This window comes from Noviherbaspirillum sp. ST9, assembly GCF_048799745.1.
Taxonomy (GTDB): Bacteria; Pseudomonadota; Gammaproteobacteria; order Burkholderiales; family Burkholderiaceae_D; genus Noviherbaspirillum.
On the sequence record NZ_JBLWFR010000009.1, the window covers coordinates 131,879 to 153,650 of the forward strand.

Consider the following 21,772-nt stretch of genomic DNA (forward strand, 5'->3'; position numbering starts at 1 on the left):
GGGAGCGCATGCTGCGACTGATTTCCAAGCTGGGATCGCGCTGGGCGGTGGCGCTGGGCATGACCCTGCTCGCCGCGCTCCAGATTGCCTACTTTCCGTCCATTCCCTTTATCGAACGACTCGACGTCCTTGCCTACGACATGCGCATGCGCGTGCAGAAGGGCGAACTGGATCCGCGCGTCGTCATCGTCGACATCGACGAAAAGAGCATCGCCGAGGTGGGACGATGGCCGTGGAGCCGGAATGTCGTGGCGAAACTGATCGAGACGCTTGACCAGAAATACTTCGTCAAGTCCGTCAGCTTCGACGTGATTTTCTCGGAAGCGGATACCAGTTCCGGCTATGGCACGCTGGAAGGGCTGGCGCGCAAGGAGTTCAAGGACATCAGCGGCTTTGCGGAAAGGATCCGCGCGCTCAAGCCAAGGTTCGACTATGACCACCATCTGGCATCGGCGCTTGAAGGGCGTCCCACGGTCCTCGGCTATTTCCTCTCCAATGAACCGGACGCGATCACCAAGGGCTTGCTGCCGGCGCCTGCGTTTTCGGTATCGGACCTGGGCGGCATGGAGGTGGAGTCTGCTGTTTACAAATCCTACGCCAGCAACCTGAAGGAACTTCAGGCCGCGGCCAGGGCAGGCGGCTTCATGAATCCGACGCAGGATCCGGACGGAACAATCCGCCGCCTGAGCCTGCTGGCCCGCGTCGGCAACAACTATTACGAATCCCTGGCGCTGGCGACTGCGCGGGTTGGCCTGGGCGCGAGCAGAATCAAACCGGTCTTTTATTCCGAAGAGGAAACCCAGCTCAGCGGCGAAGAGCACAGGACCTATGGCGCATTGAAGGAGCTTCGTCTCAATACCAAGCCGAAAACCACGGTCATTCCCCTCGAGCGGCACATGACCGCGCTGATCAATTATCGCGGTCCCGGCGGGCCGCGGGGCGGGCAATACCGCTACGTATCGGCGGTCGATGTCCTGCAGGAGAAAGTCCCGATGGAGCACCTGGCCGACACCATCGTGCTGGTTGGCACGACGTCGGCCGGACTCAAGGACCTGCGCCCCTCGCCGGTCAACACGGACTATCCCGGCGTTGAGATGCACGCCAACATCATTTCTTCCATCATGGATGGCGAGTTCAAGCAGGAGCCGGACTTCAGTATCGGATTGCAGCTGGCGCAAGTACTGGTCATCGGCATCGTGCTCGGACTTCTGCTCCCGGTGCTGTCGCCCATGCTGTCCATCCTGGCATCGCTTGCCGCCATGGCGGCAGTGATCGGCGCCAACTTCGCCATGTACCAGCACCTCAACTGGGTCGTTCCCATTGCCATTTCCCTGCTGCTGGTCGTGGCGCTGTTCATCTTCAATATCGCCTGGGGCTACCTGTTCGAATACCGCAAGGGCCGGGCCATGGTCAACCTGTTCGGCGAATATGTCGCGCCGGAACTCGTGGCCGAGATGGCGGCCAACCCCGAGAGCTACAGCATGGAGGGCGAAAGCCGCGAATTGACCGTGCTGTTCTGCGACGTGCGCGGTTTCACCACCATTTCGGAAGGCCTCGATCCGAATGCGCTGCGCGAGTACATCAACATCTACCTGACCGCCATGTCGGAAGACATCCGCGGCAACCGCGGCACCCTCGACAAGTACATTGGCGACGCCGTGATGGCGTTCTGGGGCGCCCCGGTCGAACTGCCGGATCACGCCGCCCGCGCGGTGGCGACCGCGCTGAAAATGCAGGCCACGGCCAAGACCTTGAACAAGGATTTCATCGCGCGCGACTGGCCGCCGCTGAAAATTGGCATCGGCCTCAACTCGGGCGAGATGCGCGTGGGCGACATGGGATCCAAAATTCGTCGCGCATACACCGTGATGGGCGATGCGGTGAACCTGTCGTCGCGCCTCGAAGGCATTACCAAGGTGTACGGTGTCGGCGTCGCTGTAGGCACGGCAACGAAACTCGCGGCCCCGCAGTTTGCTTACCGTGAGCTTGATCGCGTTCGGGTCAAGGGCAAGAACGAGCCTGTCCCGATTTTCGAGCCACTCGGACTGGAAGCGGAAATCGACGCGTCCGTCCGCGCAACCGTCGAAAAATGGCACGACGCGCTCAGCCTTATCCGCGGCCAGGAATGGGACAAGGCCGAAGCATTGCTCAACGCGCTTCTCGCCGACCATCCGGATGATGTGCTGTACACGCTCTACCTGCAGCGCATCGCGCATTTCCGCGAGCATCCGCCCGGTCCTGACTGGGACGGCGTCACCACCTTTGAAACGAAATAAAGCTGCGAACCGAACCAGGACGCAGCTTGTCTATTCCGTATAGATACGCCTGTTTGCGCCCCATATGCGTGGAGTGCAAGCACCTCGCCATCCATCCGGGAGAGACATGGAAAACCTTCCACGCATCGCCGCTTATTTCGACCACCATAAACTTCGTCTCGTCACCGCCGAATCCTGCACCGCCGGACTTGTCGTCGCCACCCTTGGCGACGTACCTGGCTGCGGCAGCTGGCTCGAGTGCAGTTTCGTTACCTATGCCCCCGAGGCAAAATGCCGGCTCCTGGGCGTCAATCCTGCCACCATCGAGAAATACAACCTGACCAGCGAAGCCGTTGCCCGCGAAATGGTGCAAGGCGCGCTGCGCAACAGCCATGCGACCGCCGCGGTGGCGAACACGGGGATCGCGGGGCCCACGCCGGCCGACGGCATTCCTCCCGGCACGATCTGCTTCGCATGGGGATTCGAGCATGAGGGCACGACGCTGGTGTTTTCCGAGACCCGTCGTTTCGAGGGCGACCGCAACGCGGTGCGCAAGGCAGGGGCTGAGTATGCCATCGAGCGCATCGTGCACTACCACGCCCAGCTCGCCAATGGGACGGGGCCCCGCTCGAGCTAATTCCGATTCGCTTCGCGACTGCTCATGCTGCCGAACCACAGTGCATACTGCCGTGTCAGCTCGGCTCCGAGAAAAAATACCTGGGCGGAGTAGTAGACCCACATCAACAGGGCAATGATGGAACTGGCAGCGCCGAAACTGGTGACGAACTCATTGTTGCCGAGGTAGGCGCCAATCAGCTTCTTGCCGATCAGGAACAGGGCCGCCGTGACAATGGCGCCTACCCACACATCGCGCCAGGGCAATCGCACCTGGGGCAGCAATTTGTAGATGGCGGCAAAGAGTGCTGCAATCACCGCGAAGGAAACCAGCGACGACAAGCCAAGCAGGACGTAAGTCGCGTCGCCCCAGAATCCGCCGAGGTATTTTTCCAGCACCGCCAGCGCCGCATTCACCGAAAGCGACACCAGCAGGAGAAAAGCCAGTACCAGGATCAGGCTGAACGAGAGCAGGCGCGAGCGGACGAAGAGAATGATGCCCGGCTGGCGGGAGGGCGGCACTTCCCAGATTTCGTCGAGACTGTCCTTCAGCTCACCGAAGACGGTGGTCGCGCCGATGAGGAGCAGGCCGAGGGCGATCAGCGTGGCGAGTACCCCGGCCTTCGGATTGCGCGCGTTGGCCAGCAACAGCTGGATCGCCTCTGCGCCAGCCGGTCCGACGAGGCCGTTCAGCTCATGGAAGATGGCCCCGCGTGCCGCCTCGTCGCCAAAGATTGCGCCGGCAATCGCCAGTACCATGACGAGAATCGGTGCCAGCGAAAAGAGGGTATAGAAGGCGAGCGCCGCGCCCTTGCTTGAGGCTCGGTCGTTGATCCATTCCTCCACGGCGCCCACCAGCAGCTTGCGCAAGCGCTGGGAAAAGGTATGCGGCCTGTCAGGGGAAGTTGCCATGGGAGGAAGCGCGGGAGCGTCGTTGCCTGTGCAAATTATCGTGTTGGCGCGTACTGGCTTTCATGAGGAAAGACAACCGACGGCAACGGCAATCCGGTCGAAACATCTTGTTGCAATCCTTACTCATCGACACTGGCGGCCCCATCCCCGTTGGCGTTAAATGACCTCACAACAAGTGAGGTCTGCCATGATGAATCCCAAACTTTCTCTCCCCGCCATCCTTGCCGCCGTCATCCTGTCCGGCTGCGCCAGCCAAGGGCAAAATTATCCTGTCGTCGGTCCATCCTATCCTGCGCCCGTACAAACCTATCCGGCCGCTGGACCCGCCTATGGCAGCTCCTACGGCACGGTCGAGTCGATCCAGCTTGTCCAAGGGGGCGGCAGCAACGGCATCGGTACCGGTGCGGTGGTCGGCGGCGTGGTCGGCGGCCTTCTCGGCAACCAGGTGGGTGGCGGCAGCGGGAAAAAAGCGGCCACTGTCGCCGGCGTCATCGGCGGTGCCATGGTCGGCCACCAGATAGAGCGGGGCAGCCAGGCCCGCAATGCCTATCAGCTGGGTATCCGCATGGATAACGGCAGCTACCGGACGGTGACCCAGGAAAGTGCCGCCGACCTCCAGGTCGGCGCCCGGGTCAGGGTGGAAAACGACCGGGCGTATCGTTACTGATACAAATGCCGGTTTGTTTTATCCTATAGCTCCCGCCAGACGGGCATTTGAACGAAAATTGAACATCCCCGGCCGCCCCGGCGGCTGTGGAAAAATATCTACAGACTGCATCAAGACGTGATGCTAGAATCTGTGCCTTTTCTCAGGAGGAACATTTAATGAACAAGACTGAACTGGTTGATGCAATTGCAGCTGACTGCGATCTGTCCAAGGTCGCCGCACAACGTGCACTCGACTCCGTGATCAACAACATCGTCAAGTCCGTTGCTGAAGGCAAGACCGTGCAGCTCGTCGGTTTCGGCAGCTTTGCATGCGGCAAGCGCGCTGAACGTACCGGCCGCAACCCGCGCACCGGCGAAGAGATCAAGATCGCTGCCGCCAAGACCGTCAAGTTCTCGGCAGGCAAGGCATTCAAGGACGCCGTCAACGGCTGATCCTGTTTCGGCACACGTGCCGGACAAACCCCGATTGAAAGGGTGACGCAGCGGAAACGCGCGTCACCCTTTTTTCGTTCAACGCGTCATGACACGGCGCAGCGCGAAACTGGCCGCATCCACCACCGCCACCAGGAGCAACATCGCGATGATGACGGTCGCCGCCTGCTGCATCTGGAACAGTGACAGGTGGTATTTCAACATTTGCCCCAGACCGCCGGCGCCAACCACGCCCAGGATGGCGGCGGCACGGATATTGTTCTCCCAGCGGTACAGCGTATAGGACACCGTTTGCGGAACGGCTTGCGGCAACGTCGCGTACAAGAAAGCGGCAAAAGGACGCACGCCATTGATGCGCAGGGATGACTCAGGCAGCGGCGAAGTGTTCTCGAGCGCATCCGCGAACAGGCGGCCCAGTACGCCCGTCGTATGCGCAGCCAGTGCCAACGTGCCGGCGAAAGGGCCGAGACCGGCGGCAATGAGCAGGATCGATGCCCAAACCAGTTCGGGGATCGAGCGCGATACATTGAGCAGCACGCGCGTGACGTCGCGTGCCGTTTGCCCGAAACGGCCGCTGGCGGGAAGCGCCAGGGCGAGTCCGATGAGTGCCGCAATACCTGTCCCGAGCGCGGACATCGACAGCGTCTCCGCTGTCGCCATCACCGTCTTCCTGAGGAAGCCGGGCGACATGTCGGGCGGCGCGAAGCCGAGCAGGAATTCTCCGGTTGTCCGTGCGGCGTCCAGGGTGAAGAACGCCTTCCATTGCAGGGACAAGGTCGCAAAGCTCGCGACCACGAGCAGCGCCATTGCGGCAAGCAAGGCCAGTGTCGACCGGCGCATGCGGGGGGCGGGCGGCAAGGCCGGCCGGTTCATGCGAGCCTCCGCCGGCACAGCTTGCTGACGCCATCCGCACAGGCGACCAGCAGGACGAAGACCAGCAGCATCGTCGACACTTCACCGCCCGCCAGCATCTTCATTGATTCATCCATGCGCTGTCCGAGTCCGCCGGCGCCGACGAAGCCCATGATCACCGACCCGCGGATTGCGCACTCCCATCGGTACACCGTGTAGGAAACCAGCTCCGATGCCGAGTCGGGCAGTGCGCCATACAGTAGGGCGGACAGGCGGCTGCTTCCGTTCTGCAGCAGCGTATCGCTCGCATGGGGATCGGAGGACTCAAGGATTTCGGCGTAGACCTTGCCGAGCATGCCGCAGTAGGTCAGGGCGATCGCGAGCACACCGGCAGTGGGACCAAGGCCGACAATGCGCACGAACAGCAATGCCCAGACCAGTTCCGGAACGCTGCGCAAGAGTACGAGGACCCAGCGCACAGCCTGCCGAACAGTACTCCCGAGCAGGCCGATGCGACCGGTGCCGATGCGCGACAAGGACAGCCGCTCGGTGACGATCAGCGTCATCGGGACCGCACCCAGCAGGGCGAGCGCCATTCCGGCCGTCGCCATCGCAATCGTTTCCCAGGTCGCCTGCGCCACGAGTTGCAGGAATTCGGACGAGTGCGCGGGGGGCACGAAGGCGGCAAGGAAGCGCGCAGTTGCGTTTAGGCTTTGCGCGTCCAGCAGCAGCCAAGGATGGAATTCGCTCCAGGACAGCATCGGCCATAGCACGGCGAGCGTCAGGATGACAGCGGCAATGCGGCCATGCCAGGCCGGGTCCGGATGCATTGCGTGCGAGGAAAACAGGGGCATCGGCGGTTCAGAAGCAGCGCGTCGGCAGCGGTACTGTCGCCGGCGCATCCATCGGTTCACTGATGACGGGCGCGCGGTCTGTGTGACGATACAGCGCATCAATCATGTCATCCGTTACCGCCTCGCGCGCGGCATCGAAGACGATCCGACCGGCGCGGACACCGATGACGCGAGGGAAATGCGCACGCGCCAGGTCGACCTGGTGCAGGCTGCAGACGAGCGTCGCATGGCGCGACGATGCTTCTTCCTGCAGAACGGCAAGCGTCTGCACGGCGAGGGCGGGGTCGAGCGCCGAGAGCGGTTCGTCCACCAGGAAAGCTTCAGCGTTCGAGACGAGCAGACGGGCCATGCTGCAACGCTGCCTTTCGCCACCGGAGAGACGGTCTACACGGGAATACAGCTTGTCCTGGAGGTTGAACCGCGCGAGTGCGTTGTACGCGGCATCCGGATCGGCAGGCCTGAACAGCGAGGCAAGCGCCTGCCACAAGCTCCACTGCGGCAGCCGTCCGGCAAGCACTGCAGTGACCACGCGCTGGCGTGGCGGCAAGGGCGGCGTCTGCGGCGCCAGGAACAGGCGCGAGCGCAGGGCATGGCGCTGAACGTCGCTCGCCTCCCACGGGGCGATGCCGAACAGCGACAGGTTGCCGCCATCGGGACGATGCGCGCAGGCGAGGGTATGCAGCAAGGTGGTCTTGCCCGCCCCCGACGGCCCGATCAGCGCCACTTGTTCGCCCTGTCCGATCGACAGGGTCAAGTCATCCAGCGCGGCAGGAGCGGAGGCGGTAAAGGTATGGCGTACGGAGACGCCATGCAGCTCAAACGTCATTGTTACTTCAGCAGGCCGGCGTTGCGCGCCGCCTTTTCGATCTGTTCGTAGTTTTCGACCTTGCTTGGAATGAAGCGCGTCGCGCGTTGCAGTTCCAGGACTTCCTTGCCCTGCGGATCATTGGCATTCAGTGCGAGGAAAGCGTCCGTCAGTTTCTTGCGCAGCGCGGGGTCCATGTCGGCTCGCACTGTCCAGTTGTAGTCGAAGTAGCCCGGCGTCGTGTAGAACACGCGGACAGCCTTGCTGTCCACCTTGCCTTGCGCGACCAGTTTCTCCCACACGGAAATGTTCAGCGCGCCGGCATCGACCTTGCCGCCTGATACCGCGGCGACGGTCGCATCATGCGCGCCCGAGAACGCGACGCGCTTCATGTCGGTGTCCGGATTGATGTTCGCGGAAAGCAGGAACGAGCGCGGCATCAGATGGCCGGAGGTCGACGATTCGGAACCGAAGGTGAAGGTCTTGCCTTTCAGGTCTTCGAGCTTGTTGATCGCAGGGCTGGTCGTGATGAAAACCGAACGGAATTTCTCGTCTTCCTCGCGCTGCACGATCGGGATCACCTTGCCACCGCTGCGGATCTTCGCCTGCACGAAGGTGAAACCGCCGAACCAGACCATGTCGAGCTTGTTGTTGACCAGTCCTTCCACCGACGCCGCGTAATCGGTCACCGGGACGAATTCCACCTTCATGCCCAGTTTCTGCTCCAGGTAGCCGCCGAGCGGCTTGAACTTGCGTTGCAGTTCCGTCGGCGCCTCATCGGGGATTGCCGATACGCGCAGTACCTGTTGCGCCTGCGCGAAACCGGCAAGGGCAACGGCCGTTGCGGCGACAGTAAGCTGGAGGATGCGTTTGATAGAAATGGACATATGCGAAGGGCTCATGATGTTCGGGCTGGATGGAGAGAATGCATTTGCGTGCGGGCGCTGCCGCCGCAAAAGGCTTGTATTTTAATTAAACCCCTGCCCGGAGTCACATGGATTCAGCGGACGGCCGCTGGAAGTTGCCGGACTGACAAAAAAAGGGCCCGCAAGCCGCGGGCCCTGAGCGTGCAGCAGGGTAGATTACTCGGCCAGTTCTACCAGCAGGTCTTTTGCCGCCACCACGGCGCCCGGTTTCACATGCGTCTGTTTCACGACTGCATCACGTTCTGCGCGGATCATGGTTTCCATCTTCATCGCTTCGATGGAGACCAGCGGATCGCCCTTGGCCACCTTTTGGCCGGGCTTCACCGCGAGCGTCACGATCATGCCCGGCATCGGTGCGCCGACGTGATTGGCGTTACCGTCCTGCGCGCGCGGATGCGTGACCAGCTTCAGTGCGCCAGCCTTGTCGATACGCACCATGCGTGCCTGGCCGTTGAGCTCGAAGAAAAGCTTGCTCTGGCCTTCTTCCTCCAGCTCGGTGCGTCCCTGCAAGCGCACGACCAGCGTCTTGCCCTGGTCGATGTCCACCGAGATTTCCTGGCCCTGCTGCAGGCCGTAGAAGAACACCGGCGTGGGCAGCACGCTCACGTCGCCGTAGTTTCGGCGATGTTCGGCGTAGTCGCGGAAAACTTTCGGGTACATCAGGTAGGACGCCAGTTCCTGCTCGGAGATCGAGCGTCCCACTGCCTTCTCCGCATCTTCCTTGGCCTTGGCCAGGTCGACCGGCGGCAGGTTCGCCCCCGGGCGCCCGACCATCGGCGCCGCGCCCTTGAGCACCTTGCGTTCGAGTTCCTTGGGGAAACCGTCCGGCGGGAAGCCGAGTTCACCCTTGAACAGCGAGATTACCGATTCGGGGAAGGCGACTTCCTTGTCCGGATTCTTCACGTCTTCCGGCGTCAGGTCGTTGGCGACCATGAACAGCGCCATATCGCCGACCACCTTCGACGTCGGTGTCACCTTGACGATATCGCCGAACAGCTGGTTGACGTCCGCATACGCCTGTGCGACCTCGGTCCAGCGGTGGTCGATGCCCATGGCACGGGCCTGCTCGCGCAGGTTGGTGTACTGGCCGCCCGGCATTTCGTGGCGGTACACGTCCGAGGTGCCGGAACGCATGTCTGCTTCGAAGGGTTCGTACTGGCGGCGCACGCCTTCCCAATACTGCGAGATCTCGAACATCGCCTGCTTGTCCATCTTCGGATCGCGCGTCGTGCCCTGCAGGGCGGCAGCAATCGAACCGAGGTTGGGCTGCGAGGTGAGGCCGCTCATTGCATCCATCGCGCCGTCGACCGCATCGCAGCCCGCCTCAACCGCAGCGAGTACGGACGCAGCAGCGATGCCGCTGGTATCGTGCGTATGGAAATGAATCGGCAGGCCGACTTCTTCCTTCAGCGCCTTGACCAGTTCACGCGCCGCGTGCGGCTTGCATACGCCCGCCATGTCCTTGATGCCGAGAATATTGACGCCAGCCTTTTCCAGTTCCTTGGCCATGTTGACGTAGTACTTCAGGCTGTACTTCGGACGCGACGGATCGAACGGGTCGCCGGTGTAGCAGATCGCGCCTTCGCACAGCGCGCCGGATTCGCGCACCGCATCGATCGCCACGCGCATGTTTTCCACCCAGTTCAGCGAATCGAACACGCGGAACAGATCGACGCCGCCCTTGGCGGCCTGGTCAACGAAGTGCTTGACCACGTTGTCCGCGTAGTTCGTGTAGCCCACTGCATTGGAGGCGCGCAGCAGCATCTGGAACAGGATGTTGGGTACTTCCTCACGCAGTTGGGAGAGACGCTCCCACGGATCTTCCTTCAGGAAGCGCATCGCCACGTCGAAGGTCGCGCCGCCCCAGCATTCCATCGAGAACAGGTTGGGCAGCATGCGTGCGTAGTAGGGCGCGATGGCGCGCATGTCGGCAGTACGCATGCGGGTGGCGAACAGCGACTGGTGCGCGTCGCGCATCGTGGTATCGGTCAGCAGTACCTGCGGCTGGTCTTTCATCCACTGTGCGAATTTCTCCGCACCGAGTTCCTTGAACTTGTCGCGCGACCCGGGCAGGATCAGTTCCGAACGATGGACCTTCGGCAGCAGCGGCGTCGGAATGACGCCATCGACGCCCTTGCGGCCCTTCATCTCCGGATTGCCATTGACGACCACATCGCCGATGAAGCGCAGCAGGCGCGTCGCACGGTCGCGGCGCTTCGCAAACTGGAACAGCTCCGGCGTCGTATCGATGAAGCGTGTGATGCATTCGCCCGACTTGAACTGGTCGTGGTTGATGACGTTCTCAAGGAAGGGCAGGTTGGTCGACACACCGCGAATGCGGAATTCGCGCAGCGCACGGTCCATGCGCGCGATTGCCTCGTCCGAGGTCGGCGCCCATGCCGTCACCTTGACCAGCAGCGAATCGTAGTAGGGCGTGATCACCGCGCCCGAGTAGGCGGTCCCGCCGTCGAGGCGTACGCCGAAGCCGGCCGCGCTGCGATAGGCGACGAGGCGGCCGTAGTCGGGCGTAAAGTTGTTTTCGGGGTCTTCCGTCGTCACGCGGCACTGCAGCGCGTGGCCGTTCAGCCGGATGTCTTCCTGCGCGGGAATCCCTGCGCCGTGCTCATCCTTCTCGCCAATGGCCATGCCTTCCGAGACGCGGATCTGCGCCTTGACGATGTCGATGCCGGTGACCTGTTCGGTAACGGTGTGCTCGACCTGGATGCGGGGGTTGACCTCGATGAAGTAGAACTTGTTGGTGTCGGCATCCATCAGGAATTCGACGGTGCCGGCGTGCGTGTAGTTGACCGCGCGGCCGAGTCGCAGCGCGGCATCGCACAGCTCGGTACGGGTCTGGTCGTCGAGGTAGGGTGCGGGTGCGCGCTCCACCACCTTCTGGTTGCGCCGTTGTACGGAGCAGTCGCGCTCGAACAGGTGCACGAGATTGCCGTGCTTGTCGCCCATCAGCTGCACTTCGACGTGGCGCGCGCGGCGCACCAGCTTTTCGAGGTACATCTCGTCATTGCCGAATGCCGCCAACGCTTCGCGCCGCGCGACTTCCAGCTGGCCGGGCAGCTCGGCTTCTGATTCGATCACGCGCATGCCGCGTCCGCCACCGCCCCAGCTTGCCTTGAGCATCAGCGGGTAGCCGATTTCCGCAGCCATCTTCTTCGCCAGTTCGATGTCGTGCGGGAGCGCCTTGGTTGCCGGAACGACCGGCACGCCTGCGGCGATCGCTGCGTTGCGCGCGGCCACCTTGTTGCCCAGCGTGCGCATCACCTCCGGTTGCGGGCCGATAAAAGTAATGCCGTTCTTCGCGCAGGCTTCCGCAAAGTCGGGGTTCTCCGAGAGGAAGCCGTAGCCGGGGTGGATTGCATCGACATGCGCTTCCTTCGCAATGCGGATGATGTCGTCGATGTCAAGATAGGCAGCAATCGGTTTCTTGCCTTCACCGACGAGATAGGACTCGTCCGCCTTGAAGCGGTGCAGGGCGAACTTGTCTTCATTGGCGTAGATGGCGACGGTACGGATGCCGAGTTCGGCAGCGGCACGCATCACGCGGATGGCGATCTCGGAACGGTTGGCGACGAGGATCTTGCGGATGGGATGACGATGGTGAGGCGTCTTCATGGTGGTTGGCATGCAAAGTTAAGAATTCGTTTCGCGCAAGGATAAGTCATCGGGCCTGCGCTGGAGTGAAAGTTTTTCAACAGGTACGTAACCCTACGTACGTAGGCTGACGGCATGCTTGCAAATACCGCCTGGACAATAAAAAACCCCGCACGAGGCGGGGTTCTTCGGAGACGATGGCGATTACGCGAAATTCTTCGCAACGAAATCCCAATTCGCCAGGTTCCAGAATGCTTCGAGGAACTTCGGACGGGCATTGCGGTAGTCGATGTAGTAGGCGTGCTCCCACACGTCGCAGGTCAGCAGCGGCTTGTCGGCGGTGGTCAGCGGCGTCGCGGCATTGGAGGTGTTGACGATGTCAACCGAGCCGTCGGCCTTCTTGACCAGCCAGGTCCAGCCGGAACCGAAGTTGGTGGTGGCGGACTTGGTGAATTCTTCCTTGAACTTGTCGAAGGAACCCCATTTGGCGTTGATGGCGTCGCCAACTGCGCCGGTCGGAGCACCGCCGCCGTTCGGCTTCAGGCAGTTCCAGAAGAAGGTGTGGTTCCACACCTGAGCGGAGTTGTTGAACAGGCCGCCGGAGGACTTCTTGATGATGTCTTCCAGGGAGGCGTTTTCGAATTCGGTGCCCTTGATCAGGTTGTTCAGGTTGGTCACATAGGTCTGGTGGTGCTTGCCGTAGTGGTACTCCAGCGTTTCCTTCGACATATGCGGTTGCAGTGCGTCCATTGCGTAAGGCAGCGGGGGCAGGGTGTGTTCCATGGCGTTTCCTTTCTTTCGTTACGGTCGATATTGTTTTTGAAAGGTGTTAATTGTAAGACGGATGCCGACAGGTTGCATGAATGATCTCATTGACCTGCGACGAATCGCGGGCGGAAAGGCTTCCCGCGCGGCTAATCGAGGGTGGGCTGGACGCTGGCAATGCCGACTTCGGCCGATCCTTCCGCCAATCGCACCGTCACAGTTTCCCGTGGGCGCAAATCCTTCGGCGCGCGGACAATCCGTCCTTTGCCGTCCAACACCATTGCGTAGCCGCGCTCCAGCGTGCGCTGCGGATTCAGCAATTCCAGTTGCGCTTCGAGCGATGCGAGCGCTTGCCTGCGTTGCGCAAGCAGCGTTCCCATGCGCGTGCCGATACGCCGCGCGTCGTCCTGCAGGCGCAATCGGGCGGAAGCGGTTTTCGGGAGTTGCGCGGCAAGCCGCGTCTGGAGATGCGAGAGCGAGAAACGCGCCTGCCTGAGGGGCGACCGCGTTGCATGACCAAGTCGGGTTTGCAGGCCCTGGAGCTTGAGCCGCTCGTGCGTAATGTAGGCGGACGGACTGACCAGCCGCCTTGAGAACCAGTCCAGGGTCTGAGCCTTCTCAGCCAGCAGGCGCCTGAATGCGCGGGTCAGGTCATCGGCGTGCGCACCCAGGGTCGCCATCCAGTCCTCGCGTGGCGCGGCAGCCATTTCGGCCGCAGCTGTTGGCGTCGGCGCGCGCAGGTCGGCGGCGAAATCCGCGATGGTGACGTCGGTTTCGTGGCCAACGCCGGAAATCACCGGCATCGAGCAGGCGGCAATGGCGCGTGCAACCACTTCCTCGTTAAACGACCACAGGTCCTCGATGCTGCCGCCGCCCCGACACACGAGCAGGACATCGCATTCCGCCCGCGCGGAAGCGGTCTGGATCGCTTGCGCGATCTTCTGTGCCGACCCTTCGCCTTGCACGGGGGCAGGGTAGAGGATGACCCGGACGTGCGGTGCACGGCGGCGCAGGGTCGTCAGGATGTCGCGCAACGCCGCAGCCTGCAGACTGGTGACGATACCGATCGTGCGTGCAAAGAGTGCGAGCGGACGTTTGCGCGCCGGGTCGAACAGGCCTTCGGCATTCAACTTTTCCTTGAGCCGCAGGAAGGCTTCGTACAGGTTGCCAACGCCGGCCCGGCGAATCGCTTCGACATTGAGCTGGTAATCGCCGCGCGGCGCGTACAGGGTGACGAGCGCGCGTACCTCCACCTTGTCGCCTTCGCGCGGGGTGAAGCCTGCATATTGCGCGCGACCGCGAAACATGACAGCCCGAACCTGTGCCGCGTCGTCCTTGAGCGTGAAATACCAGTGACCGGACGCCGCCTTCGTGAAATTGGAGATTTCGCCGGACACCCAGGCCAGCGGAAAACTCCGCTCCAGCATCCGTGCCACGGCCTGGTTCAGCGCCGAGACCGTCAGTACAGACGGCGCGGATCCTTGGTTTTCGGAAATATTTCCAGTATTCATGCGGTCTTCCAAGGGAAAAGCTGTCCACAGGCGCGCCAAATCGTCATTTCGCCGTCACACTTGGTTACAAACAACATCGGCACCGGGTAAGTATCTGAATTCATTGAACATTTCAATTTGCACTGCTGCATGCTTGCTGCCCGAAAAGCCTTTGGAATCAAGTACTTTTATGAAATCCACCGACTTGCCCACAAAGTTATCCACAGGCGCTGTGCAGCAGTTTTCACGTAGGATCCGCGTTGTGTGCGCTTGCCCGCGACGGCCCAACAGGATACATTCTGCATCCGACTGATTTCTCACCCAAGGAGCCTGTTTTGCTCGCCATTATTCAAGCGGCCGGCTGGCCGATCTGGCCGCTGCTGATTGCTTCCGTTATCGGATTGGCACTCATTATCGAGCGCGTATTGTACCTGCGCCGTCGCCGCATCCTCCCGCCGAGCCTGCTGGAAGAGGTCATCCGCGTCTATCACAATGGCAAGATCAGTCCCGAAGTCCTGCGCAACCTTGAACTCAATTCACCGCTGGGTCGTGTGCTCGCCGCCGGCCTGCGCAACGTCAACGCTCCGCGCGACGTCATGAAGGAATCGATCGAAGAGGCCGGTCGCGGCACCGCCCACGACCTCGAGCGCTTCCTCACCACGCTTGGCACGATCGCCACGCTCGCGCCGCTGATGGGCCTGTTCGGCACCGTCGTCGGCATGATCGAAATCTTCGGCTCCCAGAATGCCACCGGCGCCAACCCGGCACAGCTGGCACATGGCATTTCCGTGGCCCTCTACAACACCGGCTTTGGCCTTGCGATTGCGATGCCCGCCCTGGTGTTCTACCGGCACTTCCGTGCGCTGGTCGACAGCTTCATCGTTGACATGGAACAGCAGGCGGTGAAGTTCGTCGACATTGTGCACGGCAACCGCAAGTAAGGCCGCCTCATGGACTTCCGCAAAGGCAAGCGCCGCGACGATCCGGACATCAACCTGATTCCGTTCATCGATGTCCTGCTGGTGATCCTGATCTTCCTCATGGTCACCACCACCTACAGCAAGTTCACCGCGCTGCAGATTTCCCTGCCAACGGCCGATGCTGAAAAGGCGATTGAACAGCCGATGGAAATCAATGTCGGCGTAACCGCCCAAGGCCAGTACGCCATCGATAACCAGCAAATTTCGGCACGCGATGCGGCAAGCCTCGCTGACGAACTGAAGGCTGCGGCCAATGCCAAGGGCGCGTCGAAGAAGGATCCGGTGATCATCATCAACGCCGATGCGACGGCTGCACACCAGTCGGTCATCAACGTGCTCGAAGCCGCACGCCTCGCCGGTTTCGAGAAGGTCACCTTTGCCGCGCAAACCAGCGGCAGGAAATGACGCGCGGCGCCGACACGACCCTTCCCCAGGGCTGGCTGCGCCGCGGCCTGCTCGCACGCTTGCTGTGGCCTGTTTCGCTCATTTTCCATGCACTTGTCTCTGCGCGTCGTGCTGCCTATCGGGCGGGGTTCCTGGATTCTACTCGCCTGCCTGTCCCCGTCGTCATCGTCGGCAACATCTTCGTCGGCGGCACGGGCAAGACGCCCTTGACCATCTGGCTCGTCGAGGAACTGCGGCGTGCCGGCTTTTTCCCAGGTGTGATCTCGCGTGGTTACGGCTCGAAGAATGACGCACCGCTAGCGGTTCTCCCTACGTCTGCTCCAGCGGACGTCGGCGACGAACCCGCCTTGATTGCGCGGCGTACGCAGTGTCCCGTCGTAATCGGCCGCAGGCGTGTCGAGGCCGCACGCGCGTTGCTTGCTGCATACCCGGCGGTGAACGTCATCGTCTCGGACGACGGACTGCAGCATTACCCTTTGCAACGCGACGTTGAAATCGTGCTTTGCGACGAACGCGGCAATGGCAACGGCTGGCTCCTACCGGCCGGTCCGCTGCGCGAGCCGCCCGGCAGGCGGCGCGATTTCACCATATTCAACGCGGCGCGCGTGCCGGATGGCATTCCGAAGCTAGCAATGCGGATGGAGTTGGTGGGCGAGATTGCGGAGCCGCTGTCCGGCGATGCGAAGGCGGTCCCGCTTCGTGAACTTGCAGGGCAGGGGCGCCGTATCGTTGCAGCCGCTGGCATCGGCAATCCTTCACGTTTCTTCTCCATGCTGCGGTCGGCGGGCCTGGAGATTGAAGAGCTGCCGCTGCCCGATCACTACGACTTCTCCGACAACCCTTTCGCGAATATCACTGCCGATATCATTCTGGTCACCGAGAAGGATGCAGTAAAATGTACGCGAATTGATACGATCAACAACGACCCGCGCATCTGGGTCGTGCCGGTGACGGCGCGCATCGATCGCGCGCTGGCCGAACGAATAGTGGAGAAATGTCGTGGACGCCCGACTGCTTGATATCCTGGTTTGCCCCATCTGCAAGGGCCCCCTCGAGTACGACAAGAACGCGCAGGAACTCATCTGCAATCCCGACAAGGTGGCCTATCCGATTCGCGATGGCATCCCCATCATGTGGGCCGACCAGGCACGCGACCTGAACCCGCCGTCCTCCACAGCCAATCCCTGATTTTTCCCGCACCGCGCGTGCAGCCAGACTCATGACCTTTACCGTCATCATTCCCGCGCGGCTGGCATCGACCCGCTTGCCCAACAAGCCTCTCGCTGACATCGGCGGCAAGCCGATGGTGGTGCGTGTCGCAGAGCGTGCATCGCAATCCGGCGCAACCCAGGTGGTCGTTGCAACCGATCATGCAGACATCCTCGCTGCGTGTCGTGACCACGGCGTCGTGGCGCACATGACGCGGGCCGATCATCCCTCAGGCACCGACCGCATTGCGGAAGTGGCTGCCGCGATGTCGCTGGCCGCAGATGCTGTCGTGGTCAATGTCCAGGGCGATGAACCGCTGATTTCTCCGGCGCTGATTGCAGCGACCGCAGGACTCATCTCTGCCGGCGTTCCAATGGCAACCGCCGCGCATCCAATCGCGGACATCGCGGAGATCTTCAATCCGAATGTGGTCAAGGTTGTTCTGGACAAGACCGGGAAGGCGCTTTACTTTTCACGCGCAACCATCCCGTGGCATCGTGACGCCTTCGCCCAATCGAAAGAATTTGTTCCGCCGGGGTATATGCCGCTACGCCATATCGGCCTGTATGCCTACAGCAACGCTTTCCTGCAGGATTATCCGCGCCTGACGCTGTCGCCGCTGGAACAGATCGAAGCGCTGGAGCAGCTTCGCGTGCTGTGGCACGGTTATCCGATTGCCGTGCATGTCACGCCCGATGCACCCGCTGCGGGCGTCGATACGCCGGAAGACCTCGTCCGGGTCCGGCAGGTTTTCGGTCAAGGAAATTAGAAGAAATCACGCATGGGATTCCGGTCAGGAGACATTCTGTGGTAAGTTTCATGAAAACTTAGTGTGATAAAAGCATGTCTTTGAGGTAAATTCGCCCGCCCTGGCGGAGATCCTCGCCACCGATTACAAATTTAAAACCAGTCTAGGACACACCATGCGCCTCATCCTTTTAGGACCGCCAGGTGCCGGCAAAGGCACGCAAGCGAATTTCATCAAGGAAAAATTCAACATCCCCCAGATCTCCACCGGCGACATGCTGCGTGCTGCCGTCAAGGCTGGCACGCCGCTCGGCATCGCAGCCAAGAAGGTGATGGACGCTGGCGGGCTGGTTTCCGACGACATCATCATCGGGCTCGTCAAGGACCGCCTGAAGGAAGCGGACTGCGCGAACGGCTACCTGTTCGACGGCTTCCCGCGCACTATTCCCCAGGCTGACGCCATGAAGGAAGCCGGTGTGGCAATCGACTACGTGCTCGAGATCGACGTGCCCGACGAATCCATCGTCGAGCGCATGAGCGGCCGCCGCGTGCATCAGACGTCCGGCCGTACGTACCACGTCAAGTTCAATCCGCCGAAGGTGGAAGGCAAGGACGACGTCACGGGCGAAGAGCTGATCCAGCGCGATGACGACAAGGAAGAAACCGTCAAGAAACGCCTCGCCGTCTACCATGAGCAGACGGAAGTGCTGGTCGGCTACTACAACAAGTGGGCACAGTCCGGCCAGTCCGGCGCGCCGAAATACCGCAAGATTTCGGGTGTCGGTCCAGTAGAGACGATCCGCGACAAAGCCTTCGCGGCCTTGTCGGAGTAAAAAGGAAAGCGGACCTCATGTCCGCTTTTTTCTTTCCGGCCACCGGCCTGTTCCAGATCAACGAAACATCAGGGGGCGCCTGGCACACGTATCCAGACAAATATCCCGTATGCAACAATACGGGCCAACCGAATCTCTTCAGTAACGCTTGAAGTTTTGCAGTGCGTAGTACTCGCGGGACGACGACAGCAGATACCTTCTTGCAGCACCGGGCGTATGCCGTCGCCGTCCTCCGGACCGTCGTTGTTTTAACTTTGTCGTGAAACAATTGGAGGAGTCGATATGGCAACAGGTTTATGGTTGGCCGTAGCGTGCGGCATTATCGCTGTCATCTACGGATTGGTGTCCCGGAGTTGGATCTTGAGCCAGGATGCGGGCAACGCCCGCATGCAGGAAATCGCAGCAGCCATTCAGCAGGGCGCCGGCGCCTACCTCGCGCGCCAGTACAAGACGATCGGCCTCGTCGGCGTTGTCCTCGCCATCCTGATCGGCGTCTTCCTCGACGCCACCACAGCCATCGGCTTTATCGTCGGCGCCGTCCTTTCCGGCGCATGCGGCTTCATTGGCATGAACGTGTCGGTTCGCGCGAACGTGCGCACCGCACAAGCGGCGACCAAGGGCATCGGCCCTGCGCTGGACGTCGCCTTCCGCGGCGGCGCCATCACCGGCATGCTGGTGGTTGGCCTCGGCCTGCTTGGCGTGACGCTCTTCTTCTGGTTCGTGACTAACGGCAAGACGGTTGACGCAACTACCCTCAAACCCCTGCTCGGCCTCGCTTTCGGCTCCTCGCTGATTTCGATCTTCGCGCGTCTTGGCGGCGGCATTTTCACCAAGGGTGCTGACGTCGGCGCCGACCTGGTGGGTAAGGTGGAAGCCGGCATTCCGGAAGACGATCCGCGCAACCCCGCGGTAATCGCCGACAACGTTGGTGACAACGTGGGCGACTGCGCCGGCATGGCCGCCGACCTGTTCGAAACCTATGCGGTGACCCTGATCGCGACCATGACCCTCGGTGCGCTGATGGTCACCGGCGCGCCGCTCAATGCCGTGATCTATCCGCTCGCCCTCGGTGGCGTGTCGATCATTGCATCGATCATCGGCTGCAGCTTCGTCAAGGCGTCACCCGGCATGAAGAACGTGATGCCCGCTTTGTACAAGGGCCTGATCATCGCAGGCGTGATTTCGCTGATTGCCTTCTATTTCGTGACCACCTGGATGTTCCCGCAGGCAGTGGCCGTTGCCGGCGGCAAGACCGTCAGCGCCATGGCCCTGTTCGGTACCTGCGTCGTTGGCCTGGTGCTCACGGCGCTGATGGTGTGGATCACTGAGTACTACACGGGCACCGACTACAAGCCGGTGCAACACGTCGCGCAGGCATCGACCACCGGCCACGGTACCAATATCATCGCCGGCCTCGGCGTCTCGATGAAATCAACCGCATGGCCTGTGATTTTCGTCTGCCTCGCCATCTGGGTGTCGTTCGCGCTCGGTGGCCTGTACGGCATTGCGGTCGCGGCGACCTCCATGCTGAGCATGGCGGGTATCGTCGTGGCGCTCGACGCCTATGGCCCGATCACCGACAATGCTGGCGGCATCGCCGAGATGTCGGACCTGCCGGACAGCGTGCGCGACATTACCGATCCGCTGGACGCCGTGGGCAACACCACGAAGGCGGTGACCAAGGGCTATGCGATCGGTTCGGCTGGCCTGGCTGCGCTCGTGCTGTTCGCCGATTACACCCACGCACTGGAAGCACGCGGCATGCACCTGCGCTTCGACCTGTCCGACCACATGGTGATCGTCGGCCTGTTCATCGGAGGCCTGATTCCCTACCTGTTCGGCGCGATGGCGATGGAAGCGGTTGGTCGCGCGGCGGGCAGCGTGGTGGAAGAGGTGCGCCGCCAGTTCCGCGACATCAAGGGCATCATGGAAGGCACCGGCAAGCCGGAATACGGCAAGGCAGTCGACATGCTGACTACCGCGGCCATCAAGGAAATGATTGTTCCCTCCCTGCTGCCGGTCGTGGTGCCGATCCTGGTCGGCCTCATCCTTGGCCCGGCGGCGCTCGGCGGCCTGCTGATGGGCACCATCGTGACCGGCCTGTTCGTGGCGATTTCGATGTGTACCGGCGGCGGTGCATGGGATAACGCCAAGAAGTACATCGAAGACGGCCATCACGGCGGCAAGGGTTCCGATGCGCACAAGGCAGCGGTGACCGGCGACACCGTCGGTGACCCGTACAAGGACACGGCCGGTCCGGCGGTCAATCCGTTGATCAAGATCATTAACATCGTGGCACTGCTGCTGGTACCGTTGCTTCCGGCAATCGGCACGACGGCAACGCCGGGACATTCGACGACGCCGGCCGCGATGAGCGCACCGGCGACAACTCCGGCGATGCCCGCGCCGGCACAGGCGGAATCCAAGTAACACCGGATTTTCGCAAAGCAAAATTGGCGGCTCCGGCCGCCTTTTTTGCTTTTGCCATTCAAAATTGGCTACAATTGGTTTTCTTTACGTTTACGTAAACGTCATTAACCTTTCCGTTCATCACAAAGAGGAAGCAATGCAGATTCAGAACAGCGTATTCATCATCACCGGCGGTGCGTCCGGCCTCGGCGCGGCAACCGCGCGCATGATCGTGGAAAACGGCGGCAAGGTTGTCCTGGCCGACGTGCAGGTGGATGCTGGCGAGAAGCTGGCCGCCGAACTGAAGGGAAAGTTCGTCAAGTGCGACGTGACCTCCGAAGCCGACGGCAAGGCGGTCGTCGCCGCCGCGACCGAGATGGGTACGCTGCGCGGACTCGTGAACTGCGCAGGCGTCGCGCCGGCAGTCAAGACCGTAGGCAAGGACGGCCCGCATCCCCTGGATGTCTTCCAGCGCGTGGTGAACATCAATCTCGTCGGCACCTTCAACATGGCGCGCCTGGCAGCGGATGCCATGGCCAAGACGGAAGCCAACGAGGGCGGCGAGCGCGGCGTCATCATCAATACCGCATCGGTTGCCGCCTATGACGGCCAGATCGGCCAGGCCGCTTACGGCGCATCGAAGGCCGCGGTTGTTGGCCTGACGCTGCCGATGGCACGGGACCTGTCCCGAAACGGCATCCGCGTGATGACGATCGCCCCCGGCATCTTCGAAACCCCGATGCTGCTCGGCATGCCGCAAGAAGTGCAAGACGCGCTGGGCAAGATGGTCCCGTTCCCCCCGCGCCTCGGCAAACCGGCCGAATACGCAAACCTCGCCAAGACCATCATCGAAAACTCGATGCTCAACGGCGAATCGATCCGCCTTGACGGCGCGATCCGCATGCAGCCTAAGTAATTGCATGCTGCGGACCGGGTGAGCAAACGCAAGCCCGGGCCGGATTCACGGCATGGCAGGATGACAATGTCGTCCCTGCCGCACTAGAC

The 21,772-nt window shown here is 61.8% G+C and carries 20 protein-coding genes; 12 read left to right on the forward strand and 8 right to left on the reverse strand.

Annotated elements, in window-relative coordinates; all coding sequences use genetic code 11:
- Window positions 1-8 precede the first annotated feature (8 nt).
- Both ACNOHI_RS20675 and ACNOHI_RS20680 read left to right on the forward strand, forming a co-directional pair.
- The gene (locus tag ACNOHI_RS20675; RefSeq protein ID WP_420476598.1) at window positions 9-2,276 is read left to right on the forward strand and encodes a CHASE2 domain-containing protein; all 2,268 of its coding nucleotides are present in this window, start codon (window positions 9-11) and stop codon (window positions 2,274-2,276) included.
- Between the two features lie 106 nt (window positions 2,277-2,382).
- Window positions 2,383-2,892 carry a CinA family protein gene (locus ACNOHI_RS20680; RefSeq protein WP_420476599.1) on the forward strand — a complete coding sequence of 170 codons (510 nt, stop codon included), beginning with the start codon at window positions 2,383-2,385 and terminating at the stop codon, window positions 2,890-2,892.
- Here the strand turns inward: ACNOHI_RS20680 and ACNOHI_RS20685 are convergent.
- Window positions 2,889-3,782, reverse strand: coding sequence for a YihY/virulence factor BrkB family protein (locus ACNOHI_RS20685; RefSeq protein ID WP_420476600.1), 894 nt, complete (start codon window positions 3,780-3,782; stop codon window positions 2,889-2,891). The two genes, ACNOHI_RS20680 and ACNOHI_RS20685, sit on opposite strands and share 4 nt — an antisense overlap.
- Window positions 3,783-3,969: 187 nt before the next feature.
- Between ACNOHI_RS20685 and ACNOHI_RS20690 the strand changes: the two genes are divergently transcribed.
- Together ACNOHI_RS20690 and ACNOHI_RS20695 are read left to right on the forward strand one after the other, a co-directional pair.
- On the forward strand, window positions 3,970-4,449 hold the full coding sequence (locus ACNOHI_RS20690; protein ID WP_420476601.1) for a glycine zipper 2TM domain-containing protein: 480 nt from the start codon (window positions 3,970-3,972) through the stop codon (window positions 4,447-4,449).
- A gap of 128 nt (window positions 4,450-4,577) precedes the next feature.
- Window positions 4,578-4,883 carry an HU family DNA-binding protein gene (locus ACNOHI_RS20695; RefSeq protein WP_272938364.1) on the forward strand — a complete coding sequence of 102 codons (306 nt, stop codon included), beginning with the start codon at window positions 4,578-4,580 and terminating at the stop codon, window positions 4,881-4,883.
- A gap of 78 nt (window positions 4,884-4,961) precedes the next feature.
- Here ACNOHI_RS20695 and phnE read toward each other — a convergent pair whose 3' ends face one another.
- The 7 genes from phnE to xseA all read right to left on the reverse strand — a co-directional run bounded on the left by phnE (window position 4,962) and on the right by xseA (window position 14,205).
- Window positions 4,962-5,756, reverse strand: a complete 795-nt coding sequence (gene phnE, locus ACNOHI_RS20700; protein ID WP_420476602.1) for a phosphonate ABC transporter, permease protein PhnE — start codon at window positions 5,754-5,756, stop codon at window positions 4,962-4,964.
- Window positions 5,753-6,589, reverse strand: a complete 837-nt coding sequence (locus ACNOHI_RS20705; RefSeq protein WP_420476603.1) for a PhnE/PtxC family ABC transporter permease — start codon at window positions 6,587-6,589, stop codon at window positions 5,753-5,755. Before ACNOHI_RS20705 ends, phnE begins: the two co-directional genes overlap by 4 nt.
- A gap of 7 nt (window positions 6,590-6,596) precedes the next feature.
- A complete protein-coding gene (locus ACNOHI_RS20710; RefSeq protein WP_420476604.1) occupies window positions 6,597-7,415 on the reverse strand; it encodes a phosphonate ABC transporter ATP-binding protein in 819 nt (272 codons plus the stop codon).
- A gap of 2 nt (window positions 7,416-7,417) precedes the next feature.
- Window positions 7,418-8,281, reverse strand: coding sequence for a putative selenate ABC transporter substrate-binding protein (locus ACNOHI_RS20715; RefSeq protein ID WP_420476605.1), 864 nt, complete (start codon window positions 8,279-8,281; stop codon window positions 7,418-7,420).
- Window positions 8,282-8,476: 195 nt separating this feature from the next.
- A complete protein-coding gene (locus ACNOHI_RS20720; protein ID WP_420476606.1) occupies window positions 8,477-11,962 on the reverse strand; it encodes a pyruvate carboxylase in 3,486 nt (1,161 codons plus the stop codon).
- Between the two features lie 171 nt (window positions 11,963-12,133).
- A complete protein-coding gene (sodB, locus tag ACNOHI_RS20725; RefSeq protein WP_420476607.1) occupies window positions 12,134-12,712 on the reverse strand; it encodes a superoxide dismutase [Fe] in 579 nt (192 codons plus the stop codon).
- 131 nt (window positions 12,713-12,843) lie between these two features.
- Complete coding sequence (gene xseA / locus ACNOHI_RS20730; RefSeq protein ID WP_420476608.1) at window positions 12,844-14,205, reverse strand: exodeoxyribonuclease VII large subunit; 1,362 nt, start codon at window positions 14,203-14,205, stop codon at window positions 12,844-12,846.
- Window positions 14,206-14,519: 314 nt separating this feature from the next.
- On the opposite strand from xseA, the gene ACNOHI_RS20735 reads away from it, so the two are divergent.
- The 8 genes from ACNOHI_RS20735 to ACNOHI_RS20770 all read left to right on the forward strand — a co-directional run bounded on the left by ACNOHI_RS20735 (window position 14,520) and on the right by ACNOHI_RS20770 (window position 21,683).
- Window positions 14,520-15,125 carry a MotA/TolQ/ExbB proton channel family protein gene (locus ACNOHI_RS20735; protein ID WP_420476609.1) on the forward strand — a complete coding sequence of 202 codons (606 nt, stop codon included), beginning with the start codon at window positions 14,520-14,522 and terminating at the stop codon, window positions 15,123-15,125.
- A 9-nt stretch (window positions 15,126-15,134) separates the two neighbouring features.
- Window positions 15,135-15,569 carry an ExbD/TolR family protein gene (locus ACNOHI_RS20740; RefSeq protein WP_420476610.1) on the forward strand — a complete coding sequence of 145 codons (435 nt, stop codon included), beginning with the start codon at window positions 15,135-15,137 and terminating at the stop codon, window positions 15,567-15,569.
- Window positions 15,566-16,588, forward strand: a complete 1,023-nt coding sequence (lpxK, locus tag ACNOHI_RS20745; RefSeq protein ID WP_420476611.1) for a tetraacyldisaccharide 4'-kinase — start codon at window positions 15,566-15,568, stop codon at window positions 16,586-16,588. The genes ACNOHI_RS20740 and lpxK overlap by 4 nt, the downstream gene beginning before the upstream one ends.
- The gene (locus ACNOHI_RS20750) at window positions 16,569-16,757 is read left to right on the forward strand and encodes a Trm112 family protein (protein WP_420476612.1); all 189 of its coding nucleotides are present in this window, start codon (window positions 16,569-16,571) and stop codon (window positions 16,755-16,757) included. Before lpxK ends, ACNOHI_RS20750 begins: the two co-directional genes overlap by 20 nt.
- A gap of 31 nt (window positions 16,758-16,788) precedes the next feature.
- Window positions 16,789-17,547 (forward strand): 3-deoxy-manno-octulosonate cytidylyltransferase, encoded by a 759-nt coding sequence (gene kdsB / locus ACNOHI_RS20755; protein ID WP_420476613.1) that lies wholly within the window; start codon window positions 16,789-16,791, stop codon window positions 17,545-17,547.
- 154 nt (window positions 17,548-17,701) lie between these two features.
- Window positions 17,702-18,358, forward strand: coding sequence for an adenylate kinase (gene adk, locus ACNOHI_RS20760; RefSeq protein ID WP_420476614.1), 657 nt, complete (start codon window positions 17,702-17,704; stop codon window positions 18,356-18,358).
- 282 nt (window positions 18,359-18,640) lie between these two features.
- Complete coding sequence (locus ACNOHI_RS20765; RefSeq protein ID WP_420476615.1) at window positions 18,641-20,788, forward strand: sodium-translocating pyrophosphatase; 2,148 nt, start codon at window positions 18,641-18,643, stop codon at window positions 20,786-20,788.
- Between the two features lie 136 nt (window positions 20,789-20,924).
- Entirely contained in the window at window positions 20,925-21,683 is a 759-nt protein-coding gene (locus ACNOHI_RS20770) for a 3-hydroxyacyl-CoA dehydrogenase (RefSeq protein ID WP_420476616.1), read from the forward strand.
- Window positions 21,684-21,772 lie beyond the last annotated feature (89 nt).

Bases quoted from the DNA above. Each gene is read 5' to 3' on its own strand.
- ACNOHI_RS20720 (WP_420476606.1), bottom strand. From the start codon at position 11,962: ATGCCAACCACCATGAAGACGCCTCACCATCGTCATCCCATCCGCAAG.
- ACNOHI_RS20710 (WP_420476604.1), bottom strand. From the start codon at position 7,415: ATGACGTTTGAGCTGCATGGCGTCTCCGTACGCCATACCTTTACCGCC.
- ACNOHI_RS20740 (WP_420476610.1), top strand. From the start codon at position 15,135: ATGGACTTCCGCAAAGGCAAGCGCCGCGACGATCCGGACATCAACCTG.
- ACNOHI_RS20765 (WP_420476615.1), top strand. From the start codon at position 18,641: ATGGCAACAGGTTTATGGTTGGCCGTAGCGTGCGGCATTATCGCTGTC.
- lpxK (WP_420476611.1), top strand. From the start codon at position 15,566: ATGACGCGCGGCGCCGACACGACCCTTCCCCAGGGCTGGCTGCGCCGC.
- ACNOHI_RS20770 (WP_420476616.1), top strand. From the start codon at position 20,925: ATGCAGATTCAGAACAGCGTATTCATCATCACCGGCGGTGCGTCCGGC.
- ACNOHI_RS20705 (WP_420476603.1), bottom strand. From the start codon at position 6,589: ATGCCCCTGTTTTCCTCGCACGCAATGCATCCGGACCCGGCCTGGCAT.
- phnE (WP_420476602.1), bottom strand. From the start codon at position 5,756: ATGAACCGGCCGGCCTTGCCGCCCGCCCCCCGCATGCGCCGGTCGACA.
- kdsB (WP_420476613.1), top strand. From the start codon at position 16,789: ATGACCTTTACCGTCATCATTCCCGCGCGGCTGGCATCGACCCGCTTG.
- xseA (WP_420476608.1), bottom strand. From the start codon at position 14,205: ATGAATACTGGAAATATTTCCGAAAACCAAGGATCCGCGCCGTCTGTA.
- sodB (WP_420476607.1), bottom strand. From the start codon at position 12,712: ATGGAACACACCCTGCCCCCGCTGCCTTACGCAATGGACGCACTGCAA.
- ACNOHI_RS20680 (WP_420476599.1), top strand. From the start codon at position 2,383: ATGGAAAACCTTCCACGCATCGCCGCTTATTTCGACCACCATAAACTT.
- ACNOHI_RS20685 (WP_420476600.1), bottom strand. From the start codon at position 3,782: ATGGCAACTTCCCCTGACAGGCCGCATACCTTTTCCCAGCGCTTGCGC.
- ACNOHI_RS20690 (WP_420476601.1), top strand. From the start codon at position 3,970: ATGATGAATCCCAAACTTTCTCTCCCCGCCATCCTTGCCGCCGTCATC.
- adk (WP_420476614.1), top strand. From the start codon at position 17,702: ATGCGCCTCATCCTTTTAGGACCGCCAGGTGCCGGCAAAGGCACGCAA.
- ACNOHI_RS20675 (WP_420476598.1), top strand. From the start codon at position 9: ATGCTGCGACTGATTTCCAAGCTGGGATCGCGCTGGGCGGTGGCGCTG.
- ACNOHI_RS20715 (WP_420476605.1), bottom strand. From the start codon at position 8,281: ATGTCCATTTCTATCAAACGCATCCTCCAGCTTACTGTCGCCGCAACG.